Raw genomic sequence first — 17,238 nt, forward strand, 5'->3', positions numbered from 1 at the left:
ACACAAGGCCATCATTTGATGGCTTTTTTTATTTCTTAATTAATAGGCTCTACATCATCGAGGACATTAGATTTTTTAGGGTCCAGAGACTTTTTATTATTAGGATCATTGCGAACTAAAAGCCACATAGCTGCAATGACTAAAGTCATACCACTAATCTGCATCAACGTAATTGGCTCAGATAAAAAAGCATAGCCCATAAAAATAGTAGAGACAGGGCCAAGCATTCCAGCCTGCGCAACTAAGGGTGATCCAATTCGATTAATGGCAACCATAATCATGAGCATGGGGATCGCTGTACATACGCTGGCATTAATTAAGCTGAGCCAATAGATATGTGGGGTCTGTTCAAATAAGGCTGTCGGGTTATGCATTAATGACTGTATCAGACTGAATACGGTTGAGGCCGAGCTTGCATAAACTACTAGGCGGACGCTACCAATGCGTTTCACCATCTCTCCTGCACCAATCATATAAATAGCATAGAGGCACGCACTTAGGAACACGAGAATCATTCCGAGCCATGCGCTTACACCAGTCGAGCTAGCATCCTGAATAAAAACAACGATCACGCCGAGATAACCAACAACTAATGCGTACCACTGCAAACGCGAAATCGATTTTTGTAAAATAAAATAGGAGATGAGCAACACAATGGTTGGCGTGAGATAAAGAATCATTCTTTCCAGGCCTACAGAAATATATTGCAGCCCTAAGAAATTGATATAACTAGAAAGAAAGTAACCTAAAAATCCAAGACCAATCAACTTCAGTCTATCTGGCCAGACCAAGGGATTCATAGGTCTTGTGCGTGAGTGCCACCAATATATCCCCCAAAATATCGGAAAGGCCATCACCATTCTTAGGGCGAGGAGTGTCTCTGCATTTGCACCATCGATAAAAGCAAGCTTGATAAGAACAGCTTTACCTGAGAATAGTATTGAACCAATGCAAGTAAGGAGGATGCCATAAAGATAGCGTTGATGATGTGTTGGGCTAGAGAATTGCATACTCTTTTAGAAGCTTATTCAGCAAGCTTCTCATCTTCTTTGTGATCAGAAAGTTCTCGCTTTAAGCGTCTCACTAATTCGAGTACATTGAGTTTTTGGGGAGAGACGATCATAAATTTAGTATTAATCTGATTCGGGGGATTTTTTACTCAGCGACTTTTGCACCCTCGATTCCATGACGTTTCATTGATTCTGCAACAAAGCTAGAGGACTTTAAGTCATCAATGATGGCACTTAAGTAAGCAGTTGTTTTTTTATACTCAGTGCGAGCCTTTGGAACTCCAATCGCTTGATTAATAACCATAAAGCGTCCAGGAATCATACGTAAGCCGTTATATCGTTTGGCATCACTCTCCAGTTGCTGCTTTACGCCTGCAGCTACATTTCCCTTGCCGGCCATAAAGTCATCAATCACCGCCTGTGAACTAGCTGCTCGAAGTAGCGCTGCATTTTTAATTTCACGCGTGAGAAAGAGATCGTATGCACTTCCTTTACCGACAACGATTTCTACTCCTGAACGGTCTACTTCTTCATTTGTCTTGAATGTAGAGTCACCTTTCACCATATAAGCCCCTTCAATCTGAATATATGGTGGGGTGTAGCTTACATCTGCCCCTCGTACTGGATCAATTGCAACAAAGATCAAATCAATATTGCCTGTCTTAATCGCATCTACGGTAGAGCCTGCCGATTTAAAAGAAATTAATTCAACTGGAATGCCAGAACGTTTTCCAATTTCATTAGCAATATCAATCGTTACCCCTTTAGGCTTTTGGGTAGTTTTATCAAGACCTGCTAAAACAGGATTGCCTAAATTGATGCCTACTCGTAAGGTTCCAGTAGGCGCAAAGGATTGAATCATTTTGGGGTCAATTGAGTTCATTGGCTGACTAAAGCTCGTTTGAGAAAGAAAAAAGAGGAGGAGAGTAAGTGTAATCTTCATAGCTTGATAATATAAAAAACCGCGGCGGACCGCGGTTTTATTTTCACTGAGCCTAATTACTTTTTAACTTCAGCTGCTGGTGCAGCTGCAGGAGCGTCTTTCTTAGCCTCTTGGATATGAGCTGCTTCAGCACCATGCTTCTCGCCGCCCATATCAATATCGCCGTCGCCTTTGATGAGTAAATAAGCAGTGGCACCAACTAATACCAGTACCATGATGATGAGTGAACGATTGCTCATTACTATTCCTTCGATTTGGTTGTAATTGCCGCAATACTAAACCTTATTAGGGGTGGGGTATATCCATAAATCCACCTAGTCTTGACCCAGGCTTTAGATAGGTGCAGACACGGGTTTTCACTTTCGAAGCCAAGTATTCAATCGAGTATGGCCTAAAAGGTAAGATGGAGCTAATTTACTTAGCAAAGGTTTTAACATGAGCTCAAAGCTCCCAACGAGTAATTCTCAGACCATTACAGATTTTTTGAATATCAAAAAAAGTCAGCTTTCTGAAGAAAACTCAATAGATTCTTACAAATTTGCCTTTGACGATGAGGCTTTTCTTTCCCGTCGCGAAACGATTGGTATTCGCTTTGAACTCGAATTACTCAAACCAGAAATTCTATTAAATGAACATGGTATTGAGCACACGATTACCGTTTTTGGCTCCACTCGTTTTGTAAGTCATGAGCGCGCCTTGGAGCTAGAGGCAAAGGCAAGCACTTCAGAAGAGTTGCAGGAAGCCAAAAAAGCCTTACTACATAGTCAATATTACGAGTCAGCTAGAGAGTTTGGTAGATTGGTTGCTCAATACAATGCAATACAAGAACAGGGTAGTAGTAAGTTATATATTTGTACTGGTGGCGGTCCAGGAATTATGGAAGCGGCTAACCGAGGAGCATTTGAAGCTGGTGATCAAACTATCGGATTTAATATCAGCTTACCTAGAGAGCAGCATCCCAATCCTTATATTAGTCCTGGCCTGAGTTTCCGCTTTCATTACTTCGCCTTACGTAAGATGCATTTCATGATCAGGGCGAGAGCAATTGTTTCTTTTCCTGGGGGGTTTGGATCCTTTGATGAAATATTTGAAGTATTAACCTTGATGCAGACAAAAAAGGTTGATCGTTTCCCGGTTATTTTGGTGGGCAAGGCCTTTTGGACTGAAATGGTTGATTTCAAAAAAATGATTGAGTTTGGCGTGATTGATGAGAATGATATGCAGGCACTCCATTTTGTCGAGACCGCTCAAGAGGCTTGGCAGATTATTAGTGAGTGGTATCAATTAAGCTGACGCCCCTGTAAAATTAGCCTCACTTTTAAAAATATGAACACCCAACAAACGCTTACCACTAGTCTAGATCTCCCCAGCTATCTCCTGGGAGCCATTATGTTAATAGTGGTGATGGTCTTTCATGGCCTTTTATTACTTCAAATTGCTAAACGTTATGAAGTAAAAACTTTCTTGTTATTGTCCGAGCATAAATATGCTGAAGTCAGTATCTATTTTTATTTGAGTGTGTTATTTTTATTTTTGACTCACATTGCTGAGATCATGATTTGGGGATTATCTCTATATTTCTTGAAGCTATTGCCCACTCTAGGCGAAAGCATATTATTTAGTGGTAGTGCATATACTGCCATGGGCTTTATGGAAGATATCCTGCCTGATGGCTGGAAGATGCTAGCCGTCATCATCGCTTTTTCAGGTATGTTTGCCTTTGCCTGGACTGCAGCGACGATGATTTCAATGACTAAAAATTTTCGCCAAGCCTATACCAAGCGTCACATGGAAAAGCTCAAGATTTCTGCGGACACTATAGATCGCTTCAATTAACACATGAGCAAAATATGGGATGCTGTCATTGTTGGCGGGGGTGCTGCTGGACTATTTTGCGCTGGTGTAGCTGGTCAACTGGGTAAAAAAGTTTTAGTACTAGATCATGCTGAGATCTTAGGAGAAAAAATTCGGATCAGCGGAGGGGGACGCTGTAATTTCACTAATATCCATAGCAGTCCCGCCCATTTTCTTTCTCTTAATCTACATTTTATTAAAAGCGCTCTAGCCAGATACCCCGCAAATGAATTTATCAAACTGGTCAGCTCATACGGAATCCAATATCACGAAAAGCATCAAGGGCAACTATTTTGCGATGATTCTGCAAAACAAATTATCGAGATGCTCTTAGTAGAATGCTCTAAAGGGGCAGTAAAGATTTGTTATCCCGTGAGCGTTCAGTCTATTGCTCAAAAAGGTAGCGAATGGCATGTCCAAACAAGCCAGGGTGAGGAGCGAACATTAGCAGTAGTGATGGCAACAGGAGGTTTACCCGTGCCAGCAATTGGCGCTAGTGCTTTCTCGCTGGATATTGCTAAGCAATTTAACTTAAATGTAATTGAACCAAAACCTGCTTTGGTGCCGCTATCTTTTACCGCAGATACATTTGGCAATCTAAATGATTTGGCTGGCCTTAGTGTGCCAGTCAGAATTGCATCTGGATCCAAGGGATTTCGTTACGGTGCTTGTCGATTCAATGAAGATTTGCTATTGACTCATAAAGGGCTTTCAGGACCAGCAGTATTACAGGCTAGTAGTTACTGGACTGAGGGTGAACCTATTCACGTAGATTGGTTAAGAGCAGTTGAGCGCCCCGGAGGATTTAATTGTGATGAGTTATTTAATAGCGAAGATAATCGTCTAAAGCCAACAGAAATAATTTTGGCATCTGTTTTACCTCAGAGGCTGGCAAAAGCATTTGCTGAACAAAAAAATCTTTTAGGGCGTAAATGGGCAGAGGTCTCAAAAAAGGATCGTCAAGCCCTTAAAGAATTACTCACTAATTGGTCAGTAAAACCAGCAGGTACTCTAGGCTGGAAGAAAGCTGAAGTGATGCTTGGGGGAATCGATACCAATGAATTGGATGGTCAAACAATGATGTCACGCAAACATCCAGGACTATTCTTTATTGGAGAGTGTGTTGATGTCACAGGCCATTTGGGTGGGCATAATTTCCAATGGGCTTGGGCAAGTGGTTTTGCTTGTGCGCAAGCTTTTTAATTGATGCCTTTTATATTAATGTCCAGAAAGTAGGTAATTGGCAGTTCTGTGATTTTGGTATAGAGTGGTAGATAAGGAAGTTTCTATAACGCTAATTTAATGGGAGAGTAAGAATGGACACCAAAGAAATTCAAAAATGGCAGCAAGAAAAGGCAAAAGAGCTCTTTGATTATTCTCACAAATTGTTAGATGCCGCTAAAGATTTAGGGGCTCATCACATTGCTGAGATGGAATGGAGCATGAAGAATGCTATGGATAGTGCCAAGTCAGCCGCTAAAAATGACCTAGAAAAATTAAAAGGTTTGCAGGAGGATGCAACAAAAGAAGCTGCTAAGAGAGCTGCGACCTATCAAAAGAAAGTCAAATCAGTACTCAAGGATTTAGGAGAGAGTGCTGCTGATGAGACAGAAAAGCATCTTGAGAAGGTACGTAGCTCCCTAGTGTCATGGTTAGAGGATGCGGAAAATAAAATGCCATCGCATGCCGATAAATTATCTAAAGTGGTACACGAAATGTCTACCACTGGACAAAAGATGTTTAAGGAAGGCCGAAAAATTGTTAATCAGGTCGCTGATACTGCAGAAAAGAATATTGATGACTTAGTTAAGAAGTCTTCTGGTGGCAAAAAATAAGTAGTATTAGTTTTTAAAAGCTAAGCTGTTCTTATGAGGATAAGAACAGCTTTTTTATTTCCACCCCTGAGTCCAATGATCACTATCGCTGAGCTCGCGCCAACAAATTTGCTTGGTTTTTTTGCTATAGACCGCCTCAATCTCAATCAATTCGATTCCCTGTTGAGGATCCTCTCGCAGAATGACCTTACTCACCAAAAAGTGTTTTTGTTTACCCATGGGATGGACTGCAGTCCACTTACTTAAAAGTAATTTTTTTGGGCTGATACGATTCATACTATTAGAGGACCGTGCACTGATAATCTTGAGCGGTACTATTCAGTGTCCCTGACGAAGGTGTGAATACATAGTCTGCATCTTGAATGTTTGCGGGGCACTTTTTTGAAAAATAGCTGCGCTCACCTAAGCTCCCGCAATAATCTAGACGATGTTCTTGCAGCTGCATTTGGGCCTTCTTCAGTACCATTGTCATTTTGGATTCTTTGGAAGATGTACAGTTCCAGGTACTGTAATTGTCTCGTTCACAGGCTATTGAACTCATGCAGGCCAATAGAATCAGTAGGTATTGCGGTCTAAGGTAAATCATAGGCAAAGATAGCCTTATTAAAGGTGACTTATAGAACCCAAAAATGATGGGTTCCATCTTTGCCTAGTTGCTCTACCAAGCCAAATTCCCAATCGAGATAGGCCTGCATGGCTTGAGGATCAATACTTGTACCTTCATATGGGCGTTTATAGCGGTCCAGAGGAGGGGAGGCTAAGTGAGTTGCCCCCTTTTCTAATTCCAGCCCATAATCCATCCAACTTTTGTTGCCACCATCAAGAACAAATACCTCGGCTTGTGTGAACTTCTCCAGTTCTGGCGCAGCAAATAATGCGAGCTCACTAGGACTACTCGTCAGAACGTAGCGATCTACTTGGGGTATTTTTTTAAGCGCATCTTCAAGTTGAGAGCGCAATGCATACCAACCTCCTGGAATATGGCCTTTGATGTAATGAGCATGGGTACTCAAATCAATCGCAATGGTATTGCTGTCTGTCTTGAGCCAAAGTGAAAGTGTTTTAGCATCAACCAGATTAGCCTTAGGTAGCTCAGGAATTGGTGGCTTCCATACTCCTCGTTCAGTCAAGTGGCTAGTGTTGATGCCATCCAATACGTATACATCCCATGCCATTTGCGCCAACCATGAGGCGGGCATATTCGCTCTAACGCCACTTGGATCTGCTAATACAATGCGTGCTCCGCGAGCGGGCGCAGTCATTTCTGTTTCTTGTACGAGCTGACCTCCGGGGACGGAGCGAAAACCTGGAAGATGGCCTGCCTCATATTCCTCTGGAGTGCGGGTATCGAAGAAGTAGGTAGTGCGTTCGACCTGTGATTGCCATTGCACAACATCATCTAAACTGGCGCGCTTTACACCGGCCTGATCGGCAACACTGCGAGCGCGATCAGCTGCTTCTTGCGCATTTTTATCGCTGACTTCAGGAAAGCGACGGGTCTGTCCTTTATCTAGTTCTTGCCCTGCTAAGGTCCAGCCTATCGTGCCATTGCGTAAGGCGTTGACTTCATTAGGAATGCCAGCATTAATCAGCGACTGTGTACCAATAATACTCCGAGTCCTGCCAGCACAATTAACAATAATTTTGGTTTTGGGGTTAGGTGCCAACTCAGGTACGCGTAATACTAACTCTGCGCCTGGCACGCTAATGCCGGTGGGAATACTCATGGTGTTGTATTCATCAAAGCGCCTTACATCTACTACCACTACATCCTCTTTAGCATCCAATAATTGTTTGACTTCTTGTGCTGAGAGGGAAGGGGTATGACGCTTTGATTCAACAAACTCCCCAAACGATTTGCTGGGTACATTAACGTCTTTAAATACTTCTCCGCCCGCAGCCTTCCAACTAGCCACACCACCAGCAAATACTGAGACGTCATGATATCCAAGTAATATCAGACGTTCAGCAGCCAGTTGTGCAAAACCTTCGCCATCATCTAATGTCACAATCGGCAAATCCTTGCGGGGTAGCTTGCTAAAAGCGTCTATTTCCAACCGTGAAAGGGGTAGATTTGCAGCAAAGAGAGGGTGCTCTTGCGCATGTGGATTCTCTTCTCGGACATCTAGAAACGCAATCTCTTCTTTCTTGAGAAGTTTGTTGCGTATAAATTCATAACTTATGGTGTCGATGCTCATCTTATCTCTACTGATTTTCATTTAATCTAATTTTACGTTGGATTTTTTGACGACTGTATTCCCCATACTATTTCCTGTTTGATATCAGTGGTGAGCTTAGGATGTTTGTTGCTAGCAATGAGCAGCAAGGTGTTGATCACACCTAAAAAATGCACTAAGAAGCCCCATCAGCATCAGGTGGCATTTTGGCTAGTGCTGGGGCGCCATAGGCATCTAATACCCCACAGGCGGGGAGGAGGTGTTAATAGAGGCAATTGACTTGCCTAGGCTTAGCTAGGAGCCTGCTGGGGCCATAACTGTCATGGCAATAAGACTGCTAAGCCCCAGAATATCGGCTTTTTGCAGCTATCTAGCGTTCTTTTCATTAAAGGCGCCCATTTCGCGGATTCCTGCTTTCTAGGCGTTATCCCTGATGAAATAGGCTGATTTCTATAGTTTTTATAGAGATATACTGACTTCGTGGTTAAAAAGTATATTTTTTAGATGATGAGGAGAGAAGATGTCACAACACGATACATTGTTGGCTGCTTTTGAAACATATAAAGCTGAAAACGAAAAATTTATTGAAAAGGGCATTAAGGCATCTGCTGCCCGTGCTCGCAAAGCCTTGCAAGAAATTGCTGGAGCATGCAAAGAGCGTCGTAAAGAAATTACTGCTGCAAAAGAGGCAATGGAAGCTAAGAAGTGATTCTTAACACCACTGATCTGTAAGCCTAGCCTTAAACCGCTAGGCTTTTTTATTGCCTTGCTTCAAATAGCAATTCCGAATAGTGTTAGTTTCATAGCTTGATTTCGAATCGGAACTAATGACTGGTATTGCAGGCTATGTGCCCAAGCATGTGCATCTTCTTTGCTTGGAAAATGTAGCTCAACATAGGTGCTAAAGGGCATACATTGAAGTTCATTCCAAAAGATCTCGGTAATTACACCGCGGGCTTCAATGTGCCCTTGATAAAGCGCTACAGTTTGGCTAACCTGCTTGCGGTATTCCTCAAATGCACTCGGGTCGGTTAAATCTATTAATCCAATGACTTTAAATACCATGTGTCCCCCTCGTTAAAAATAGAATATCAGCAGTTTATAAGCACGCTATAATTACTATATGAATCGCGATCAATTTATTCAAATCTCAGGGCAAGAGGGCTATCCAAATCCTGTTGAAGTGCTGCGCGAACCCAATGGGCACTTAGATCATCACACACATCCATTTGAGGTGAAGGCGCTTGTCTTGAGTGGCAGTATTGACCTAACTATCAAGGGAAGCACAAGCCATTACAGCACAGGCAGTGTTTTTCATCTAGGTTTTGAGGAGCTACATTCAGAAAGCTATGGACCCCAGGGCGTTCATTATTTAGCCGCCAGAAAAGAATGACTTCCGTTAGTGCAGAAGTGTAAATTAAGAAATAACCAAAGCTTTTTCTTGGCGCTTACTCATTTGACCTATGGCACGTGCCCCAGGAAATATTCTTATTGGAAAAGGCAGCTGAGGAACGTCCTTCACAACAACAGATTTACCTACTAAAGCTCTTCTTTGGCGGGGCACTGCGCTTAGTTGATGGCTTACCTCGTGGTGCGCTTGAGTTGCCGCTAGCTGACTTCTGGCTACCGGGTTTTCTCGACTGTTGATGTTGCTGACTCCGAAGTTGGATAGGTTGAGCAACAGCATTGGGATCGGGCTCAAATCCAGCGATGATCTCTTGCGGTAATTTTTGCTTAATCAGCTTCTCAATATCTATGAGCATTTGATGTTCATCCACACATACCAGGGATACGGCAACCCCATTTGATCCTGCGCGGCCTGTTCGACCAATGCGATGGACATAATCTTCCGATACATTAGGTAGGTCATAGTTCACTACATGGGGTAGTTGATCGATATCAATCCCTCGTGCGGCAATATCAGTGGCAATCAAGGCGGTTAATTTACCTGCCTTAAAGTCAGCCAATGCCTTGGTACGAGCTGTTTGACTTTTGTTGCCATGAATCGCCATACAAGTGATCCCATCCTTTTCTAATTGAGTCACTAGCTTATTGGCACCATGCTTAGTGCGTGTAAAGACTAATACCTGCTTCCAATCGTTTGACTGAATCAGATGCGCCAGTAATGGTTGCTTTTTATTTCTATCAACTGGATGAATCAATTGTGCAATCGCTTCATTAGCGCTATTACTGCGCGCTACCTCAATTAATTCAGGTGAATTGAGTAAGCTACCCGCAAGTGATTTAATTTCTGTAGAGAAGGTTGCAGAAAATAAGAGGTTCTGACGCTTTTTAGGTAAAGCTGCCAGAATCTTTTTAATGTCTCGTAAGAACCCCATATCCAGCATTCGATCTGCTTCATCGAGTACTAATATTTCAATATCATTTAATGAAACATATTTTTGCGACATTAAATCTAAGAGGCGACCTGGAGTGGCAACCAGAATATCCAAGCCAGCTGCAATTGCCTTAATCTGTGGATTGGCACCAACTCCACCAAAGATCACAGCAGACTTTAGGCCAGTATATTTTCCATAGGTCATGACAGATTCTTGGATCTGCGCTGCAAGTTCTCGGGTAGGAGTCAGAATTAGCACTCGTAGGGGGCGTTTACCGCTTGGTTTAGGGCTAGTACTTAAACGTTGCAAAATCGGAAGTGTAAAGCCGGCAGTTTTTCCAGTGCCGGTTTGTGCTGCGGCAAGTAAGTCACCGCCCTTTAGGACGGCTGGAATCGATTTAGCTTGTATGGGGGTAGGGCTGGTATAGCCCTCTTCAGAAATTGCACGAAGAATGGGTTCGGATAAACCGAGATCAGTAAATAACATAGGAACCAATAAATGATTGGCCCGTATTCAATGAAAAGACAATCCCGGCCAACAGGGTGAGCTGCTACGCTAAAGCATTTGCAGTAAGAGCTACTATTTTACATTCATTACTAAAGGTGAATGAATATGGGGCGGCCTAGAGCTTTGGAGCCGCTGTATTGGCATAACCAGAAGTAAACTTTTTTTCAAGGCCTGTGTCAGGATTATAAGTAGTACGCTCTACTTTTCCAATGTTGGCACCATAGACATGAATGCTGATTGAGGTCTGGTCATGATGGTTATTGGCTACTTCATGAATGTCATGGCTATTTGGAGAAACAGTATCGACATGACCTGGTGATGAGATGACGATGGTGCCGGCTTGATAGCTGCCGTCAGGCTGTTGGTGATAATGAGTCCCTTTTTCTTCTCCGCGTAGTTGACCCACCATTCCCCAAACAGTGTGATTGTGCACGGGTGTTTTTTGACCTGGTCCCCACACAAAGCTCACCACTGAAAAGCGATCCAAAGGATCTGCGTAAAGCAAATATTGCTGGTAATGCTGAGGATGTGGTTTAGTAAATTCCTCAGGAAGCCAGTCATCTACTGAAATGAGATTCTTAAGCAAGGCTTTTCCTTCGACAAAGATGATCTCTTCGCTTGGATTTTGCTCAATCAAATGCGTGAGTTTTTGAACAAAGCTGAGTAATTTTCCGTCTGTCATGATCTGCTTAATTGATAAATAACCATTCAGGCAAAGCTTTGGGTTTGAGTGTTTTTGTATCCACGCAAACAATATGTATCAAAGCACTTGCAATGATTTGTAAATCATTTGTGTCGCCGTCCTGAATCATACGGCTAGCCGTTTGCTTTACTGCTACTCGCGTTCTTCCTCGATTCTCAATGACTTGATCGATATAGAGAAGGTCATCCAATCTACCGGGCTTATAAAAATGCATGCTGAGTTCGTGCACAGGAAGCAATATGCCAAACTCATTGATTAGTTTAGTAGGACTCAGATCTCGCTGATACAGCCATTCCGCACGACTGCGTTCGAAAATTTCTAGATAACGACCATGGTAAACAAAACCAGCGGCATCGGTATCGGAGTAGCAAACACGATGTAAATATGGAGTGGGGGGAGTAGTCATTCTAAATTAGTGAGAAATAGGCAATAGGATAATCATATTACGATGATCAATGCCGGCCTCTTCATAGATGGGTCCTTGAGGAGTAAAGCCGTATTTTTCATAAAAAGGGATTGCTAGCACCTGAGAATGAAGCATCAGGCTAGAAATATTTTGAGACTGAGCTAGTTTAATGAGCTTAAGCAGTATGGCTTTTCCGGTCCCCTTGCCACGAAAGCAAGGCAAAACTGCCATTCTTCCAATTTGCCCTTCATTGACTCCCATAGCAACTAACCTTCCAGTACCAATGCATTGCGTGCCTTCAAAGGCTAAGGCATGCCAGCATAAGGGGTCAAACTCATCTAATTCGAGTTCTTGAGGTACTCCCTGTTCCTCAATGAACACTTGTTTACGAATAGCATGGGCATTTTTGGATGCTTGCTGCCAGGATTGAATCAATATCACTATTAGTCTAATTTACGTGAGAAAAACAATTTTAAGTAGTTTCGAAATGAAATATACCGTAGGTAAAATGATTGAGCAGCTATTTGGCTGATATGACCCTTCACTCTATTAGGAGCAATTTTGAAAAAAACGATTATTTCCAGTTTATTTGCCGCTACAGGCCTTGTATTTGCAGGTGCCACTTTTGCGCAAGCGCCAGCCAAGATGCTTCCGTTGGCTGCTGAAGTAGCGGTATTAACTGCCACTGTCGATTCGGTAGACCTAAAGAAGCGCATCGTAGTTTTGAAGGACTCTAATGGAAACTTGGCTCAGATGAATGTTTCCAAACAGATTAATGATCTAGAAAAAGTTAAAAAAGGTGATATTTTTGTAGTTGAGCATGCGCAAGCAATCGCTGTTGGTTTAACAGCGGCAGGCAAGGATGCCAAACCAGGTGTTTCAGGTGTGCGTTCTTTAACAGTCGCGGGTAAGGGCTCAGCAAAACCATTTGAAGAGACAACAGATACTATTTACGCTACGGTAAAGATTTCTACTATCGATGCTAAGTCACGCGTTGTTACTTTCACTATGCCTAATGGCGAGAAGCAAAAAGTAAAAGTAGATCAAAGCGTGCTAGGACTTGATAAATTCAAGGTAGGCGATGATGTCATGATTGAGTACATCGACGATACTGCAATTGGATTTGTAACGCCTAAGAAGTAAGGCTTTATTGCTAAGAAAAAGCCCGCAGATGCGGGCTTTTTCTATTTCAGTTGATGTCTTACTTTTTAGCATTCGGAAAAAAGAGTTGTTCACCGCCAATTTGATAACTAGCAATCACATCTTGGCCATTCTTGGAGAGAATCCAATCAATAAAGGCTTGTCCTTCAGCCTTTTTCACACTTGGATATTTGCCTGGATTAACTAACATGACGCCATATTGATTAAAGAGCTTAGGATCGCCTTGTACTAGGATAGTCAAATCACCACGGTTTTTAAAGGTAAGCCAAGTAGCGCGATCGGCCAAGATATAGCCGTTCATTCCTGAGGCAGTATTCAGGGCTGGCCCCATACCAGAGCCCGTCTCCTTGTACCATGAAGTGCTGGGAGTAGGTGTGATTCCTGCGTCTTTCCAATAGCGGAACTCTGCTGCATGAGTACCGCTTTTATCTCCACGAGATACAAATGGCGCTTGAGAAGAAGCAATTTTTTTAAAGGCTGCTTGAATATCTTTACCACCCGCAATTTTAGCTGGGTCAGATTTAGGGCCGATTAATACAAAATCGTTATACATTACTTCATTACGTTGAGTCGCAAAACCCTCGCTCACAAATTTTTCTTCAGCGGGTTTGTCATGTACAAAGACAACATCGGCATCACCTCGACGGCCAATATCTAATGCTTGACCAGTACCTACGGCCACTACTTTGACATCGATGCCTAATTTCATTTTGAAGATTGGCAAGATGAAGCCAAATAGACCAGATTGCTCAGTAGAGGTAGTGGATGAAACCACAATACTTTTTTCTTGAGCAACAGCATTTTGGCTTAGCAAGCTCAATGTTGCGATAGAGATCGCTAGGAGGCGAGCACAGAAAAATTGCATATGGTGTCCCCAGTAATGTTCAGTTAATATCTGTCATACTACAAAACATCAATATGCAAAAAATTACATATGCGAATCCAGATTAGACCTACCCTAATATTTGGGGGTAAAAATGCCAAAGACCCAGCCATCATTGATCTGGTATGGCTAACAAGCTTGCTAAGAGATATTGACCAGGGCAAGACTTTGATGTCTGCCTGCAAAAAGGCTGGCCTGTCCTACCGAAATGTATGGCAAAAAGTCAATGAGGTGGAGACAGCACTAGGTTTCAAATTGATGGAGCGAGTCCGGGGGCATGGCTCACAACTCTCTGAATATGCGAAATACTTGATTCAATTTACCGAAGATTTTGATGAAAAGACTCATAGGCTCGGACAAACAAGCCTTGCTCATTTAGAGGAGGGGTTTGCATTGTTTCGGAATAAGTCCGAGAAGCGTTGGAGGTTTGTAAGCAGTAGTGATCCTATTATTCAGGCTGCAGTTTCTGGTTTTGAAAAGTTTGAACTCGGTACCGCAGGCTCTGGTGAGGCCTTAGAGCGTCTCCTCAATTACGAGACAGACATTGCCGGCTATCACGTTTCTGATCTGCAGGCTTCAAAGACAATTGCTAAGCGCTTGCAAAAGGAAGGGATGCAAATATTTCCAGTCATGAAAAGAGTGCAGGGTCTGATGATTAGTAAGGGGAATCCTCTTAATATTACAGGCGTACGAGATTTGTTACGCTCAAATATTCGATTTATTAATCGGCAAAAAAGTTCTGGCACCCGTTTACTGTTAGATACAGTATTGAATAAAGAAAAAATTGATCCCAAGAAGATCAGGGGCTATGAGCATGAAGAATTTACCCACACTGCGATTGCCACATCTATTTTGGCGAAAAAGGCGGATGTTGGTATGGGGGTTAAAAGCATTGCAATCGAAAATGGCCTAGACTTTATCCAACTAAAGGATGAGCTCTTTTTCTTGGCCATGTCAGATGAATTGGCGGTAGATAAAGATGTAGTGAGGCTGATTCGTAAGATTCGACAGTTGTCCGAGGAGATTCCCGGCTATAAATCGATCGGTTTAAAGCGTCAGATTGCTGGCTGGATTTAAACTGAACCTATTGTGGTTTATGTAAAAAAAACGATGCGCTCTATTCTTGCTGCTCTTCTGTTGTTTTGTGCTCAAATCTTAGGAGCCCAGCCAGTCACAATCGCAGTTGCGGCGAACATGAAAGACGCCTTTGCTGAAATCAACACAGCATTTCGGGCGACTAGCAAGCCTGAATTTAGGGTTATATTCGGATCATCAGGGAACTTTACTGCTCAAATCATGAATGGAGCTCCTTACAATCTGTTGATTGCGGCAGATGAATATTATCCGCTTGAGTTGCATAAAAATGGCAAAACAGTCGATGAAGGGAGTATCTATGCCATTGGTAAATTGGTATTGATTGCTAAAAAAAGCTCAAATCCCCCTATCGTAAACAATAAGACTGATATCGCTAAGGCAATCTCTAGGGCGAATAAGCTTGCGATTGCTAAGCCAGAACTTTCGCCCTATGGAAAGGCTGCTGTTGAATATCTTAAGTCAGAAGGTTTATGGGAGCTTGCTAAAGATAAACTCATCTATGGAGATAACATTAGTATTGCAACAATGTATGTCGCGACTGGTGCAGCTGATTTAGGTTTTACTGCTCTGTCTTTGGCCACATCACCTGAAGTGATGAAGCATGCTAGTTATGTTTTAGTCGACGATAGACAGTATCAACCGATTCAGCAGCGCATGGTATTAATGAAGGGGGCACCACCCGAGGCATTGAATCTATATCGATTTATACAAAGCCCTCAAGCAAAGAGCATTTTGCGTCAGTATGGCTACATTACGCCCTAAGTGGGCTTCATAAAGTGAGTCATGTCTTGTAACTCTTGATTTGCAGAAGCTCTTAATTCGTTCAGCACTGCTTCATAATCTTCTGCTGGACGATTTTGGCTTAATTTAAATTTGCCTACCAAACTGGTGATTTCAATTTCAATACCAACAATCGCATTAAGCATCATTTGTATATATTCATCGGGAGCGTCGTCTACCTTCCAAAGGAATTGATAAGTCGGCTCATGTGTATTGGTCATTTGGGTAACATGACCATGAAGCCATGCAGTGTCTTGAATCACGCTGATTTTTCCTTGTGCATGCACTACAGCGTAATTCCAAGTGGGAACCACCTTCCCAGTTTCTTTTTTGGTGAGGTACCAAGATGGCGTGACATATGCATTGGGGCCATTAAATACAGCAGTTAAGTTGGGTACTGCTTGCTCAGCGATCTTGAGTAAAGGATTGGCTTTGGCAACATGCCCAAACAAGCGCGAGCGATCCTTACTTAACATGAGGGGAAGGTGATTGATTTCCATCGTATCCCCTATTGATCCAATGAGCGTAGCCAATGGATATTTCTCAATCAGATCAGCAAGGATTTCAGAATCAGTTACTTCAAAATGCTTTGGTAAGTACATGGAGATCTACCCTAGAGTGAATTCAATGCTAATGACGATGTCTTACGGCTCTATTTTTCAATAAAGGTATTTTCTAATTTGCCAATACCTCCCATTTCAACAACGACTACATCACCATTGACTAAATACTTTGGAGGTTTAAACCCTATCCCTACACCCACAGGTGTGCCTGTAGCGATGAGATCACCAGGGTAGAGCGTGATGCCGGCAGATACGGTGGCAATCATATTAGGGATATCAAATATTAAATCTTTAGTATTGGAATTTTGGCGTAACTCGCCATTCACCCAGCATTTCACTGAGATATCATTGGCATCCAGCTGATCGGCAGTTACCACCCATGGGCCCATAGGGCAAAAAGTATCAAAACTTTTGCCTAAAAACCACTGCTTATGACGTTGCTGCCAATCACGAGCTGTGACATCGTTAATGGCGGTGTAGCCCCAGACGTGCTTCATTGCAACTGCTTCGCTAATGCCTTTGCCGCCTTTTCCAATCACGATAGTGAGTTCTGCTTCGTAATCTATCGCAGTTGATATTGCAGTAGGGATGATGACGTTTGTATTGGGGCCAGTAACTGACTCTGGAGGTTTGGTAAAGAAAATAGCGTGACTTGGAATATCTTCACCTGGTTTAACACTACTATCAAATCCACTATTAGAAAATTCTTTAGCATGTTCGTGATAGTTTTTGCCAACACAAAAAATATTTCTACGGGGTCTTGGTACGGGGGCAAGCAAACGGATCTCGTCAAATGCATGACTAGCAATTGGTTTTGGTAATTTGCCATGAAGGTCAGCTCGCAAAATAGCCACAATGCCATCTTCGCTCACATCAACCCCCAGGTCGAATTCTTCGACCAGCGTACCGTCAGCTGAAATTGAGCCAACCCGTGTTTTACTCGAATCGCTATTTAAACAAAATGCTGCATATTTCATAATTA

At 42.6% G+C, this 17,238-nt stretch carries 22 protein-coding genes; 9 read left to right on the top strand and 13 right to left on the bottom strand.

What is annotated here, in order from left to right; genetic code table 11:
• Nucleotides 1-35: 35 nt before the first annotated feature.
• From ABWP14_RS01925 to ABWP14_RS01935, 3 genes are all read right to left on the bottom strand, one after another.
• Nucleotides 36-1,010, bottom strand: a complete 975-nt coding sequence (locus ABWP14_RS01925) for a DMT family transporter (protein ID WP_353201278.1) — start codon at nt 1,008-1,010, stop codon at nt 36-38.
• A gap of 145 nt (nt 1,011-1,155) precedes the next feature.
• The gene (locus tag ABWP14_RS01930; protein WP_353201279.1) at nt 1,156-1,893 is read right to left on the bottom strand and encodes an ABC transporter substrate-binding protein; all 738 of its coding nucleotides are present in this window, start codon (nt 1,891-1,893) and stop codon (nt 1,156-1,158) included.
• Nucleotides 1,894-2,009: 116 nt separating this feature from the next.
• Nucleotides 2,010-2,192, bottom strand: a complete 183-nt coding sequence (locus ABWP14_RS01935) for a hypothetical protein (RefSeq protein ID WP_353201280.1) — start codon at nt 2,190-2,192, stop codon at nt 2,010-2,012.
• 196 nt (nt 2,193-2,388) lie between these two features.
• Between ABWP14_RS01935 and ABWP14_RS01940 the strand changes: the two genes are divergently transcribed.
• From ABWP14_RS01940 to ABWP14_RS01955, 4 genes are all read left to right on the top strand, one after another.
• On the top strand, nt 2,389-3,246 hold the full coding sequence (locus ABWP14_RS01940; RefSeq protein WP_353201281.1) for an LOG family protein: 858 nt from the start codon (nt 2,389-2,391) through the stop codon (nt 3,244-3,246).
• 33 nt (nt 3,247-3,279) lie between these two features.
• Complete coding sequence (locus tag ABWP14_RS01945) at nt 3,280-3,789, top strand: hypothetical protein (protein WP_353201282.1); 510 nt, start codon at nt 3,280-3,282, stop codon at nt 3,787-3,789.
• Nucleotides 3,790-3,792: 3 nt separating this feature from the next.
• Nucleotides 3,793-5,010 carry a BaiN/RdsA family NAD(P)/FAD-dependent oxidoreductase gene (locus tag ABWP14_RS01950; protein ID WP_353201283.1) on the top strand — a complete coding sequence of 406 codons (1,218 nt, stop codon included), beginning with the start codon at nt 3,793-3,795 and terminating at the stop codon, nt 5,008-5,010.
• A gap of 113 nt (nt 5,011-5,123) precedes the next feature.
• Complete coding sequence (locus tag ABWP14_RS01955) at nt 5,124-5,642, top strand: hypothetical protein (RefSeq protein WP_353201284.1); 519 nt, start codon at nt 5,124-5,126, stop codon at nt 5,640-5,642.
• 54 nt (nt 5,643-5,696) lie between these two features.
• On the opposite strand, the gene ABWP14_RS01960 is transcribed toward ABWP14_RS01955, so the two are convergent.
• On the bottom strand, nt 5,697-5,918 hold the full coding sequence (locus tag ABWP14_RS01960) for a TIGR02450 family Trp-rich protein (protein WP_353201285.1): 222 nt from the start codon (nt 5,916-5,918) through the stop codon (nt 5,697-5,699).
• A gap of 338 nt (nt 5,919-6,256) precedes the next feature.
• Nucleotides 6,257-7,840: a rhodanese homology domain-containing protein gene (locus tag ABWP14_RS01965; protein ID WP_353201286.1), complete on the bottom strand. Its 1,584-nt coding sequence runs from the start codon at nt 7,838-7,840 to the stop codon at nt 6,257-6,259.
• A 499-nt stretch (nt 7,841-8,339) separates the two neighbouring features.
• On the opposite strand from ABWP14_RS01965, the gene ABWP14_RS01970 reads away from it, so the two are divergent.
• A complete protein-coding gene (locus ABWP14_RS01970) occupies nt 8,340-8,528 on the top strand; it encodes an Hc1-related histone H1-like protein (protein ID WP_028819023.1) in 189 nt (62 codons plus the stop codon).
• A 62-nt stretch (nt 8,529-8,590) separates the two neighbouring features.
• On the opposite strand, the gene ABWP14_RS01975 is transcribed toward ABWP14_RS01970, so the two are convergent.
• On the bottom strand, nt 8,591-8,884 hold the full coding sequence (locus tag ABWP14_RS01975) for a DUF1330 domain-containing protein (RefSeq protein WP_353201287.1): 294 nt from the start codon (nt 8,882-8,884) through the stop codon (nt 8,591-8,593).
• Between the two features lie 58 nt (nt 8,885-8,942).
• Here ABWP14_RS01975 and ABWP14_RS01980 point away from each other — a divergent pair, with 58 nt between their 5' ends.
• Nucleotides 8,943-9,212: a cupin gene (locus ABWP14_RS01980; RefSeq protein ID WP_353201288.1), complete on the top strand. Its 270-nt coding sequence runs from the start codon at nt 8,943-8,945 to the stop codon at nt 9,210-9,212.
• A 139-nt stretch (nt 9,213-9,351) separates the two neighbouring features.
• Here the strand turns inward: ABWP14_RS01980 and ABWP14_RS01985 are convergent, their stop codons facing one another.
• The 4 genes from ABWP14_RS01985 to ABWP14_RS02000 form a co-directional block, all read right to left on the bottom strand.
• Nucleotides 9,352-10,644 carry a DEAD/DEAH box helicase gene (locus tag ABWP14_RS01985; protein ID WP_353201289.1) on the bottom strand — a complete coding sequence of 431 codons (1,293 nt, stop codon included), beginning with the start codon at nt 10,642-10,644 and terminating at the stop codon, nt 9,352-9,354.
• Between the two features lie 136 nt (nt 10,645-10,780).
• On the bottom strand, nt 10,781-11,347 hold the full coding sequence (locus tag ABWP14_RS01990) for a cysteine dioxygenase family protein (protein ID WP_353201290.1): 567 nt from the start codon (nt 11,345-11,347) through the stop codon (nt 10,781-10,783).
• A 7-nt stretch (nt 11,348-11,354) separates the two neighbouring features.
• Complete coding sequence (locus ABWP14_RS01995) at nt 11,355-11,774, bottom strand: hotdog domain-containing protein (RefSeq protein WP_353201291.1); 420 nt, start codon at nt 11,772-11,774, stop codon at nt 11,355-11,357.
• A 6-nt stretch (nt 11,775-11,780) separates the two neighbouring features.
• Complete coding sequence (locus ABWP14_RS02000) at nt 11,781-12,215, bottom strand: GNAT family N-acetyltransferase (RefSeq protein ID WP_353201292.1); 435 nt, start codon at nt 12,213-12,215, stop codon at nt 11,781-11,783.
• 120 nt (nt 12,216-12,335) lie between these two features.
• Between ABWP14_RS02000 and ABWP14_RS02005 the strand changes: the two genes are divergently transcribed.
• Nucleotides 12,336-12,917: a hypothetical protein gene (locus tag ABWP14_RS02005; RefSeq protein ID WP_353201293.1), complete on the top strand. Its 582-nt coding sequence runs from the start codon at nt 12,336-12,338 to the stop codon at nt 12,915-12,917.
• Between the two features lie 58 nt (nt 12,918-12,975).
• Here ABWP14_RS02005 and ABWP14_RS02010 read toward each other — a convergent pair whose 3' ends face one another.
• The gene (locus ABWP14_RS02010) at nt 12,976-13,800 is read right to left on the bottom strand and encodes an ABC transporter substrate-binding protein (protein ID WP_353201294.1); all 825 of its coding nucleotides are present in this window, start codon (nt 13,798-13,800) and stop codon (nt 12,976-12,978) included.
• Nucleotides 13,801-13,869: 69 nt separating this feature from the next.
• On the opposite strand from ABWP14_RS02010, the gene ABWP14_RS02015 reads away from it, so the two are divergent.
• Both ABWP14_RS02015 and modA read left to right on the top strand, forming a co-directional pair.
• On the top strand, nt 13,870-14,895 hold the full coding sequence (locus tag ABWP14_RS02015) for a substrate-binding domain-containing protein (protein ID WP_353201295.1): 1,026 nt from the start codon (nt 13,870-13,872) through the stop codon (nt 14,893-14,895).
• Nucleotides 14,896-14,928: 33 nt separating this feature from the next.
• On the top strand, nt 14,929-15,675 hold the full coding sequence (gene modA / locus ABWP14_RS02020; RefSeq protein WP_353201296.1) for a molybdate ABC transporter substrate-binding protein: 747 nt from the start codon (nt 14,929-14,931) through the stop codon (nt 15,673-15,675).
• On the opposite strand, the gene ABWP14_RS02025 is transcribed toward modA, so the two are convergent.
• Both ABWP14_RS02025 and ABWP14_RS02030 read right to left on the bottom strand, forming a co-directional pair.
• A complete protein-coding gene (locus ABWP14_RS02025; RefSeq protein ID WP_353201297.1) occupies nt 15,672-16,295 on the bottom strand; it encodes an FMN-binding negative transcriptional regulator in 624 nt (207 codons plus the stop codon). The two genes, modA and ABWP14_RS02025, sit on opposite strands and share 4 nt — an antisense overlap.
• A 50-nt stretch (nt 16,296-16,345) precedes the next feature.
• The gene (locus ABWP14_RS02030; RefSeq protein WP_353201298.1) at nt 16,346-17,233 is read right to left on the bottom strand and encodes a fumarylacetoacetate hydrolase family protein; all 888 of its coding nucleotides are present in this window, start codon (nt 17,231-17,233) and stop codon (nt 16,346-16,348) included.
• Nucleotides 17,234-17,238: the final 5 nt, after the last annotated feature.

The sequence above is a fragment of the Polynucleobacter sp. genome, from assembly GCF_040400325.1.
Taxonomy (GTDB): domain Bacteria; phylum Pseudomonadota; class Gammaproteobacteria; order Burkholderiales; family Burkholderiaceae; genus Polynucleobacter.

What these genes read in the sequence shown, in the direction of transcription:
- ABWP14_RS01925 (WP_353201278.1), bottom strand. Translation starts at nt 1,010, where the DNA reads ATGCAATTCTCTAGCCCAACACATCATCAACGCTATCTTTATGGCATC.
- ABWP14_RS01930 (WP_353201279.1), bottom strand. Translation starts at nt 1,893, where the DNA reads ATGAACTCAATTGACCCCAAAATGATTCAATCCTTTGCGCCTACTGGA.
- ABWP14_RS01935 (WP_353201280.1), bottom strand. Translation starts at nt 2,192, where the DNA reads ATGAGCAATCGTTCACTCATCATCATGGTACTGGTATTAGTTGGTGCC.
- ABWP14_RS01940 (WP_353201281.1), top strand. Translation starts at nt 2,389, where the DNA reads ATGAGCTCAAAGCTCCCAACGAGTAATTCTCAGACCATTACAGATTTT.
- ABWP14_RS01945 (WP_353201282.1), top strand. Translation starts at nt 3,280, where the DNA reads ATGAACACCCAACAAACGCTTACCACTAGTCTAGATCTCCCCAGCTAT.
- ABWP14_RS01950 (WP_353201283.1), top strand. Translation starts at nt 3,793, where the DNA reads ATGAGCAAAATATGGGATGCTGTCATTGTTGGCGGGGGTGCTGCTGGA.
- ABWP14_RS01955 (WP_353201284.1), top strand. Translation starts at nt 5,124, where the DNA reads ATGGACACCAAAGAAATTCAAAAATGGCAGCAAGAAAAGGCAAAAGAG.
- ABWP14_RS01960 (WP_353201285.1), bottom strand. Translation starts at nt 5,918, where the DNA reads ATGAATCGTATCAGCCCAAAAAAATTACTTTTAAGTAAGTGGACTGCA.
- ABWP14_RS01965 (WP_353201286.1), bottom strand. Translation starts at nt 7,840, where the DNA reads ATGAGCATCGACACCATAAGTTATGAATTTATACGCAACAAACTTCTC.
- ABWP14_RS01970 (WP_028819023.1), top strand. Translation starts at nt 8,340, where the DNA reads ATGTCACAACACGATACATTGTTGGCTGCTTTTGAAACATATAAAGCT.
- ABWP14_RS01975 (WP_353201287.1), bottom strand. Translation starts at nt 8,884, where the DNA reads ATGGTATTTAAAGTCATTGGATTAATAGATTTAACCGACCCGAGTGCA.
- ABWP14_RS01980 (WP_353201288.1), top strand. Translation starts at nt 8,943, where the DNA reads ATGAATCGCGATCAATTTATTCAAATCTCAGGGCAAGAGGGCTATCCA.
- ABWP14_RS01985 (WP_353201289.1), bottom strand. Translation starts at nt 10,644, where the DNA reads ATGTTATTTACTGATCTCGGTTTATCCGAACCCATTCTTCGTGCAATT.
- ABWP14_RS01990 (WP_353201290.1), bottom strand. Translation starts at nt 11,347, where the DNA reads ATGACAGACGGAAAATTACTCAGCTTTGTTCAAAAACTCACGCATTTG.
- ABWP14_RS01995 (WP_353201291.1), bottom strand. Translation starts at nt 11,774, where the DNA reads ATGACTACTCCCCCCACTCCATATTTACATCGTGTTTGCTACTCCGAT.
- ABWP14_RS02010 (WP_353201294.1), bottom strand. Translation starts at nt 13,800, where the DNA reads ATGCAATTTTTCTGTGCTCGCCTCCTAGCGATCTCTATCGCAACATTG.
- ABWP14_RS02015 (WP_353201295.1), top strand. Translation starts at nt 13,870, where the DNA reads ATGCGAATCCAGATTAGACCTACCCTAATATTTGGGGGTAAAAATGCC.
- modA (WP_353201296.1), top strand. Translation starts at nt 14,929, where the DNA reads ATGCGCTCTATTCTTGCTGCTCTTCTGTTGTTTTGTGCTCAAATCTTA.
- ABWP14_RS02025 (WP_353201297.1), bottom strand. Translation starts at nt 16,295, where the DNA reads ATGTACTTACCAAAGCATTTTGAAGTAACTGATTCTGAAATCCTTGCT.
- ABWP14_RS02030 (WP_353201298.1), bottom strand. Translation starts at nt 17,233, where the DNA reads ATGAAATATGCAGCATTTTGTTTAAATAGCGATTCGAGTAAAACACGG.